At 68.7% G+C, this 8286-nt stretch carries 7 protein-coding genes; 6 read left to right on the forward strand and 1 reads right to left on the reverse strand.

What is annotated here, in order from left to right; translation table 11 throughout:
* The 5 genes from WBP48_RS16945 to WBP48_RS16965 all read left to right on the forward strand — a co-directional run.
* Window positions 1-2156, forward strand: a 2156-nt coding sequence (locus WBP48_RS16945; RefSeq protein WP_424441913.1) for a xanthine dehydrogenase family protein molybdopterin-binding subunit, incomplete at its 5' end; no start/stop codon positions are given.
* Window positions 2157-2198: 42 nt separating this feature from the next.
* Window positions 2199-3296: an ABC transporter substrate-binding protein gene (locus WBP48_RS16950; protein WP_424441914.1), complete on the forward strand. Its 1098-nt coding sequence runs from the start codon at window positions 2199-2201 to the stop codon at window positions 3294-3296.
* Window positions 3297-3352: 56 nt separating this feature from the next.
* The gene (locus WBP48_RS16955) at window positions 3353-4165 is read left to right on the forward strand and encodes an ABC transporter ATP-binding protein (RefSeq protein WP_424441919.1); all 813 of its coding nucleotides are present in this window, start codon (window positions 3353-3355) and stop codon (window positions 4163-4165) included.
* Window positions 4166-4167: 2 nt separating this feature from the next.
* Window positions 4168-4968: an ABC transporter permease gene (locus WBP48_RS16960; protein WP_424441915.1), complete on the forward strand. Its 801-nt coding sequence runs from the start codon at window positions 4168-4170 to the stop codon at window positions 4966-4968.
* Entirely contained in the window at window positions 4968-5882 is a 915-nt protein-coding gene (locus WBP48_RS16965) for an ABC transporter permease (RefSeq protein ID WP_424441916.1), read from the forward strand. Before WBP48_RS16960 ends, WBP48_RS16965 begins: the two co-directional genes overlap by 1 nt.
* 110 nt (window positions 5883-5992) lie before the next feature.
* On the opposite strand, the gene WBP48_RS16970 is transcribed toward WBP48_RS16965, so the two are convergent.
* Window positions 5993-7369, reverse strand: a complete 1377-nt coding sequence (locus WBP48_RS16970) for an amidohydrolase family protein (protein WP_424441917.1) — start codon at window positions 7367-7369, stop codon at window positions 5993-5995.
* Between the two features lie 251 nt (window positions 7370-7620).
* On the opposite strand from WBP48_RS16970, the gene WBP48_RS16975 reads away from it, so the two are divergent.
* The gene (locus tag WBP48_RS16975) at window positions 7621-8268 is read left to right on the forward strand and encodes a TIGR00730 family Rossman fold protein (RefSeq protein WP_424441918.1); all 648 of its coding nucleotides are present in this window, start codon (window positions 7621-7623) and stop codon (window positions 8266-8268) included.
* The last annotated feature ends 18 nt before the right edge of the window (window positions 8269-8286 follow it).

The following is an 8286-nucleotide window of genomic DNA, read 5'->3' on the forward strand; positions in this document are numbered from 1 at the left end:
CCCGCATCACGCGCATCGACACCGCGGCCGCGCGCGCTCTCGCCGGCGTCGTCGCCGTGTTCACGCACGAGGACGTCCCCGGCATCCGCTACTCGACCGCCCGGCACGAGCACCGCGAGGACGACCCCGACGACACCCGCATGCTCGATACGGTGGTTCGGCACGTGGGTCAGCGTGTCGCAGCCGTCGTCGCCGAGACGGCCGAAGCGGCGGATGCCGCGTGCGCGCTCATCCGTGTCGACTACGACCTGCTGCCCGCCGTCTTCGACCCCGACGAGGCACGCCGCCCCGGCGCCCCGCTGCTGCACCCCGACCGCACCCCCGCGGACCGCGTCGACGAGGCCGATCGCAACGTCATCGTCGGCCTCCACACCGGTCCCGACGTCGCCACGGCGTTGCAAGCCAGCGCCGTCACGGTCAGCGGCACGTGGCAGACGGCACGCGTCACGCACGCCCAGCTCGAGACCCACGGCTCGGTCGGCTGGCTCGACGACGACGGCCGCCTCGTCATCCGCTCGTCGACGCAGGTGCCGTTCCTCACCCGCGACGAGATCGCCCGCATCTTCGAGCTCGACCCGAGCGGCGTCCGCGTGCACGCGGCGCGCGTCGGCGGCGGTTTCGGCGGCAAGCAGGAGATCTTCACGGAAGACCTCGTCGCGCTCGCGGTGCTGCGCACGGGCAGGCCGGTCGCCTACGAGTTCACCCGGACGGACGAGTTCTTCCGCGCCGCCGTACGCCACCCGATGCGAGTCTCGATCACGCTCGGAGCGGATGCCGAGGGCCACCTCACCGCGATGCAGCTCGACCTGCTGAGCGACACGGGTGCGTACGGCAACCACTCCCGCGGCGTCATGTTCCACGCCCTGTCGGAGTCGACGACGATCTACCGCATCCCGCTCAAGCGCATGGACGCCGAGGTCGTGTACACGAACAACATCCCGTCGGGCGCGTTCCGCGGCTACGGGCTCGGCCAGGTCATCCTCGCGGTCGAGTCCGCGATGGACATGCTCGCCGAACGTCTCGACATCGACCCGTTCGAGTTGCGCCGCATCAACGCGATCCGCGCCGGCGACGATCCGGGGCATGACGACCTCGTCTGGGGCAGCTACGGCTTCGATCAGTGCCTCGACCTCGCACAACAGGCGCTGCAGCGCGGCAACGGTGTCGCCGCCCCCGAGGGATGGCTCGTCGGCGAAGGCATGGCCGCCGCCATGATCGCCACGATGGCGCCGTTCGGCCACGTCGCGAACACGTCGGCGACGCTGCGCGCCGACGGCACCTACCTGCTACGCACCGGCACGGCGGAGTTCGGCAACGGCACCACGACGGTCCTGCGCCAGATCGCCGCCACAGACCTGGCGGCATCCTTCGACCGTCTTGTGCTCTGGACGGCCGATACGGATGCCGTCGGTCACGACACCGGCGCCTTCGCCTCGGCCGGGACCACCGTCGCCGGCAAGGCGCTGCACGCCGCGTGCCTCACGCTTGCGCGGCGCATGCGCGAGCGTGCCGCCGCGCTCACGGGCACCGACGTATCCGAGGCGGAACTCATGCCGATCGGCGTACATACCCCGGCACGCACCGTCGGATTCGCCGAGTTGACGGCGGACGGCGAGCTCACCGCCGACGGCACCGAGCTCGGCGAGCAGCGCTCGCTCGCGTTCAATGTCCACGCCGTGCGGGTCGCGGTGGAACCAGAGACCGGCTCTGTCCGCATCCTGCAGTCGGTGCACGCGGCGGATGCCGGGTTCGTCATGAATCCGGCGCAGTGCCGCGGCCAGATCGAGGGCGGCGTCGCACAGGGGATCGGCAGTGCCCTGTACGAAGAGGTCATGGTCGGGCCGGACGGACGCCTCACGACTCCCGTGTTCCGTACCTACCGGGTGCCCCAGTTCGCCGACGTTCCCGACACCGAGGTGTACTTCGCCGACACGAATGACACCCTCGGCCCATTCGGCGCGAAGTCGATGAGCGAGTCGCCCTACAACCCGGTCGCTCCGGCGATCGGCAACGCGATCGCCCGCGCATTGGGAATACGGGCGCCCCGAACAGGAGGATTGGCGCCACGGCCGTTCGAGCAGCCGTTCAGCCGCGACCGCGTCTGGCGGCTCGCGTCACAATCCGGAAACATGCCCGGACAAGCTCTCGAAACCTGAAGCATCTAGGGTCCTAGAGCACCTTGCCCTCTAGGAGACCCGATGCCTACACGTCACAGCATCCGCCGTCGCGGCGGAATCATCCTTGCGCTCGCGGCGACCGCCGCGCTCGCCCTGTCCGCCTGCTCGTCGAGCACCCCGTCCTCGTCGTCATCCGGCGACGGCGAGTCCGCCGACTTCGGCGACGTCAGCATCCAGTACTCCTGGATCAAGAACGAGGAGTTCGCCGGCGAGTACTACGCCTACGAGAACGGCTACTACGACGAAGCCGGGTTCGCGACCGTGACCGGCATCCCCGGCCCCGACACCGGTGTCGCAAAGCTCCTCTCGAACACCGTGCAGTTCGCCCTGAGCGATGCCGCCTCGGTGGGCGCGGCCGTCGCCGAGCAGCAGGCACCCCTCAAGATCATCGCGACGACGTTCCAGAAGAACCCGTTCACGATCCTCTCCCTCAAGGACGGCGGCGACATCGCGACGCCCGAGGACCTCATCGGCAAGAAGATCGGTGTGCAGGATTCGAACGCCTCCGTGTTCAAAGCGTTGCTGGCCGCGAACGACATCGACGAGAGCGACCTCACGATCGTCCCGGTCGAGTTCGATCCGACCCCCCTCATCAAGGGTGAGGTCGACGGTTTCATGGCGTACCTCACCAACGAGGCCCTGACGGTCGAGATGGAGGGCTACGAGACCACGAACCTCGCCTACGCCGACAACGGCCTGCCCTACGTCGCCGAGTCGTACACCGTGACCGACCAGTACCTGGCCGAGAACCCGGACCTCATCAAGGCGTTCCTGATCGCCGAGATCAAGGGCTGGACCGACACGTTCACCCAGCCGATCGACACCACCGTCGACACCGTCATCAAGTACAACAAGGAGTCCGCGGCCTCTGGCGAGACGACCTTCGGAGACCTCGACCCGGCCAAGGTCAAGGCCGGCGTCGAAGCACAGGCGAAGCTCATCGATACCGAGGACACGCAGGCGAACGGTCTGTTCACGATCTCCGACGACCTGAAGGAGCAGACGCTCGCGTCGCTGAAGGCGTCGGGCTGGGAGCTGACGGTCGACCAGCTGTTCGACACGACGATCATCGACGAGATCTACGCCGAGAACCCCGACCTCAAGAAGTACCTGCCGTAATCACGGTGAGCGACCTTCACGATTGAGTGACAATCACGATGAGTGACACGATCACGATGGATGCCGGTGCCCCGGCTGCTGCCTCCGGCACCGGCATCCAGATCTCCGGAGTCTCGAAGTCCTTCGCTCTGCGGGGCGGCAAGCAGTTGCTCGCCCTGCAGGACACCGACCTGCACACCGACAAGGGTTCGTTCCTGGCTCTGCTCGGACCCTCGGGCTGTGGCAAATCGACGATCCTGCGCATCCTGGCGGCGCTCGACCACCCCTCGTCGGGCACGGCGCTCGTGGACGGCGACACGCCCGATCAGCTGCGCGCGAAGAGCGAGCTGGGCATCGCCTTCCAGGATCACGCGCTGCTGCCGTGGCGCAGCATCCGAAAGAACATCGAGCTGCCCTTCGAGGTCGCAGGCCGCAAGGTCGACAAGGAGTACGTCGACGAGTTGATCGAGTTGGTGGGTCTGGGCGACTTCGCGAATGCGAAGCCCGCACAGCTGTCGGGAGGCATGCGCCAGCGCGCGTCGATCGCGAGAGCCCTCGTGCTCAAGCCCTCGGTGCTGCTGCTCGACGAGCCCTTCGGCGCGCTCGACGACATGACGCGGCAGAACCTCAACCTCGAGCTGCTGCGCATCTGGACCGAGAAGCCTGCAACGACGCTCCTCGTCACTCACGGCATCAGCGAGGCGATCTTCCTCGCCGATCGGGTCGCGGTCATGGCGCCGCGCCCCGGTCGCGTCAAGGAGGTCATCGAGATCGACCTGCCGCGCCCGCGCACCCCCGAGATGATGCGCACGCCCGAGTTCCACGCCCTCGTCGACCGTGCCTCCGAGCTGCTGTTCGGCGGGGGCGGGCACGACGCAGCGGAGACGTGAGCATGACGCGCGTGCACATCCCCGGCTGGCTCGCCAGCATCATCGGCGGCGTGTCCCTGGTCGCGCTGTGGTGGCTGCTCGCCGTGCTGGTCAAACCCGCCGACGGCACGTTCACACCCGTGCCCACGCCGTGGCAGGTCGTGGACTGGCTCTTCGTACAGGGGAACATCTCGGGCGCGTGGAGCGTGTTCCAGCCCACCATCACGGCGGCCGGCATCGGCTATCTGTGGGGAAACGTCATCGCGTTGCTGCTCGCCACCGTCGTGCTGGTGTTCCCCCGGACGGAGACGGTCATCACCCAGATCGCCGTCGTCACGTACTGCCTCCCCATCGTCGCCGTCGGCGGCATCTCGATCGTCGTGCTCGGCGGAGCCCCCAACCCGGGCGACCCGTCGAAGACAGCAATCTTCCTCGCCGCGCTCGTGTGCGTGTTCACGACCGTCGTCGGCGCGATCCTCGGCTTCAAGTCCGCCGACCGGGCCTCCCTAGACGTCGTGCGCGTGTACGGAGGTGGACCGCTCACCCAGCTGCGCAAGGTGCGCCTGATCGCGGCACTGCCGGCGATCCTGACGGCTCTCCAGATCGCCGTGCCGACCGCGTTCCTGGGCGCCGTGCTCGGCGAGTACCTGGGATCCATCAGCGCGGGCGTCGGCCCCACCCTCATCCGCCTGCAGGGGCAGCTCGACACGGCAGGAGTGTGGTCGGTGTTCCTGCTGTGCGCCGTGTTCGCGCTCGTGGCGTACGGCCTGTTCGGCCTCGTCATCAAGCTCGTCACCCCGTGGGTGGCGGGGAAGGCCAGCTGATGTCCGCTCGTACCGTCACCCGTAGCACCGAACCCGACCGCATGGGCGACGCGACCCGTCAGCAGGCGATCGCAGCGGACGCCGCGGCGCAGGCTCGCCTCAAGTCCGACCGCCGCAAGGCGTTCCGCAAGACGCTGGGACGCTCGCTCGGAAACGCGGGCATCACGATTCTCGTCCTCCTGCTGCTGTGGCAGGCGGTCGTGAGCCTCACGGGCATCTCACCGTTCGTCGCCAAGGGTCCGATCGACGTCTGGAACTTCCTGTTCGTGGTGCCGCAGGCCGAAGCCAACCGCGATCAGATCTTCTCGCTCGTCGGGCAGACGCTGTGGGACTCGTGGCTCGGCTTCATCGTCGGCATGATCGTCGCGATCGTCCTCGCGATCCTGTTCAGCCTGTCGAAAGCCGTAGAAGCCGGTGTCATGCCGCTCGTACTGCTGCTGCGCACCATTCCGCTGGTGTCGATCGCCCCCGTCATCATCCTGATGACGGGACGCGGCACCACGGCATCCGTCGCCGTCATCGGCACGATCGTCGTGCTCTTCCCCGCGCTCGCGAACGTGCTGTTCGGGCTCACCCGCGCGAGCCAGCAGAGCCTCGATGTCGTGCACGTGTTCGGCGGCGGGCGCTTCATGACGCTTCGCAAGGTCAACGTGCCCGGTGCGCTCCCGTCGATCTTCGCGGCGGCGCGCGTCTCGGTGCCGGGAGCGGTCACCGGTGCCCTGCTGGCGGAGTGGCTGTCGACGGGCGCCGGAATCGGCGGCGCGATCATGAAGTTCAATGCCCAGGCGCAGTTCAACCAGGTGTGGGCCTCGATCGCGATCATCACGATCATCACGTTGCTGCTCTACAACATCGTGCAGATCGTGGAGAACATCGCGCTCGACCGCATGGGGATGGTCGTCGGCTCCCGCTGACCCGCCCTGCCGCGTTTCGACTCGCTGCGCTCACGGGGCGCACGGGCGCACAGAGCCGCCCGGTCGTTGAGCGAGGCGCGCAGCGTCGAGTCGAAACGCGGCGGCCCCGATCAGTGCGGGTGGCCGCGTAGCGGCACGACCGCGGCAGGCAGCTCGTGCACCTTCGCCGACGCCTCCGCGGCGAGCGGGCTGGTCGACTCCCCCGCGGCGTTCACCAGCACCCCGCCGACGTAGACCGCCTTGAGGTTCCGCGGGCTCATCGACAGCACGTACGTCCGCACCGGATGCCACAGCGGCCCCACGTCGGGCGACCGCGGGTCGACCACGACGAAGTCCGCGAACTTGCCCACCTCGAGCGACCCGACGCGGTCATCGACGCCCATGATCTCGGCCCCGCCCAGCGTGTGCAGCCGCAGCATCGTCTCGGGCATCATCGACAGCGGGTCCTTCGTGCGGGCACGCTGCATGTAGATGCCCATGCGCATGTTCTGCCACGGGTCGCTCACGTCGGTGCAGGCCTGGTCGTCGAGGCCGACGCCGACCTTCATCCCGAGTTCGAGCATCTCGGGCACGAGCGCGATGCCCGAAGCGAGGCGCCCGTTGGATGCCGGCTGCCACGACATCGACGCGCCGCCGGCGACGGCCTGCTCGATGATCTCGGTCGTCGTCTGGATGAAGTGACCGAACATGAGCCCGAGCTCGAGCGCCCCGGCATCCCGGTACAGCGCGAACTTGGACTGCTGGTGCTCGATCGCCTCGGGAGACTCCAGGAAGTGCGCCTGGTTCGTCACTCCGTAGCGGCGCATCGCCTCGACCTCGAACTCGGCGGCGGCCGGATGCGGCGACCACTGCACCTGACCCATGATCGACGCGCCGAGCGCGTAGTCGGGGTCGAGGCTGCGCGTATGGGCGACCTCGGCGGCGAATCGGTCGAAGACCTCGTCCGCCGTGCCGACGGTGACGTCCATCCCGGCCGCGTCGACGAAGCGGATGCCGGCGTCCCGGCATCCGTCGGCCTGACGGTAGTGGTAGTCGAGCTGGCGCATCCCGGCCGTGCCGGTCCGCTTGCCGTCGACCATGGACTCCCACGCCTGCAGCGGGTCGGTGAAGTTGTACGCCGTCGTCACGCCGTTGGAGAGGAAGTCGAGCGAGCCGTGCAGCGTCGCCCAGTAGAGCTGGTCGGGGGTCATGTGCGCGGTCGTGCCGAGCATCGCGTCGCACCAGCCGTACAGGGTGCCTTCGACACCCAGCCCGCGCAGTCCGCTCGTGAACAGGTGCGAGTGGCTGGAGACGAAGCCCGGCGCGACGAACGCGCCCGCGACATCGAGGGTCTCGTCGGCCGTTGTCCCGGGCGTGGGCTCACCCGCGCCGATCGCAGCGATGCGGCCGTCGTCGCCGACCAGCATCCAGCCGTCTTCGATGTAGCCGGGATCGTCGGTGCCGGCGGGAACCGTGATGAGGCGGGCACGGGTGACCAGGAGTGACATAAGACGACCCTAATCGGGCGATGTTTCGGGGTGGTGACGGGTGGTGGGTGGCGGGTGGTGCGCGGCGGCGCTGTGCGGGCCGCGGCGGCGCGCAAACTCCACGGATTCGGCGCGCGAAGTCGCCCTGCGGGCCGTCACAGCCCGCTTCATCACCGATTCTGTGGAGTTCTCGCGCGGCTGGGCGGCGCTCTCGTGACGCCCCCGAAACATGCCGCGACGAGGCGGAAACACGGGAGTTCTAGCGTCGGGTCATGTCACGGTTCACGGTCACGGTCTTCTGCGGATCCTCGCCCGGATACGACCCGATCTACGCCGACGCCGCCCGCGCCGTCGGCGCGGCGATCGGGCGCAGCGGCATGCGGCTCGTCTACGGCGGCGGCCACGTCGGCCTGATGGGCACGGTGGCGGATGCCGCGGTGCAGGCGGGCGCACACGTCACGGGTGTCATCCCCGAGGCGCTGCACGTGCGCGAGCAGGTGCACGAGGGGCTCGACGAGTTGATCGTCGTGGATTCGATGCACGAGCGCAAGACGATCATGGCCGACCGTGCCGACGCGTTCCTCGCCCTCCCCGGCGGACCCGGGACCCTGGAGGAGCTGACGGAGCAGTGGACGTGGGCGCAGTTGGGCATCCACGACAAGCCGGTGGGCCTGCTGAATGTGGCGGGATATTTCGACCCGCTGCTGGCGTTCGTCGCGAACATGCGCGACGGTGGCTTCACCCACCCGCGCTACACCGACATGCTGGTGGTCGCCACCGAGCCGGACGAGGCGCTCGCGCGGCTGCGTGACTACGTGCCGCCCGCCCGCAGCGAGCTCTCCCCCGGTGCGGAGATGACGGCTGAGCTGACGTCGGCCACCGGAGGATCCGCCCCGGCATCCCCACCCTTGCGGCCCTGACCCCCGCCCTTGCGGCCC

This window comes from Microbacterium sp., from assembly GCF_049661145.1.
GTDB lineage: Bacteria > Actinomycetota > Actinomycetes > Actinomycetales > Microbacteriaceae > Microbacterium.

What these genes read in the sequence shown, in the direction of transcription:
- WBP48_RS16950 (WP_424441914.1), top strand. Translation starts at nt 2,199, where the DNA reads ATGCCTACACGTCACAGCATCCGCCGTCGCGGCGGAATCATCCTTGCG.
- WBP48_RS16955 (WP_424441919.1), top strand. Translation starts at nt 3,353, where the DNA reads ATGGATGCCGGTGCCCCGGCTGCTGCCTCCGGCACCGGCATCCAGATC.
- WBP48_RS16960 (WP_424441915.1), top strand. Translation starts at nt 4,168, where the DNA reads ATGACGCGCGTGCACATCCCCGGCTGGCTCGCCAGCATCATCGGCGGC.
- WBP48_RS16965 (WP_424441916.1), top strand. Translation starts at nt 4,968, where the DNA reads ATGTCCGCTCGTACCGTCACCCGTAGCACCGAACCCGACCGCATGGGC.
- WBP48_RS16970 (WP_424441917.1), bottom strand. Translation starts at nt 7,369, where the DNA reads ATGTCACTCCTGGTCACCCGTGCCCGCCTCATCACGGTTCCCGCCGGC.
- WBP48_RS16975 (WP_424441918.1), top strand. Translation starts at nt 7,621, where the DNA reads ATGTCACGGTTCACGGTCACGGTCTTCTGCGGATCCTCGCCCGGATAC.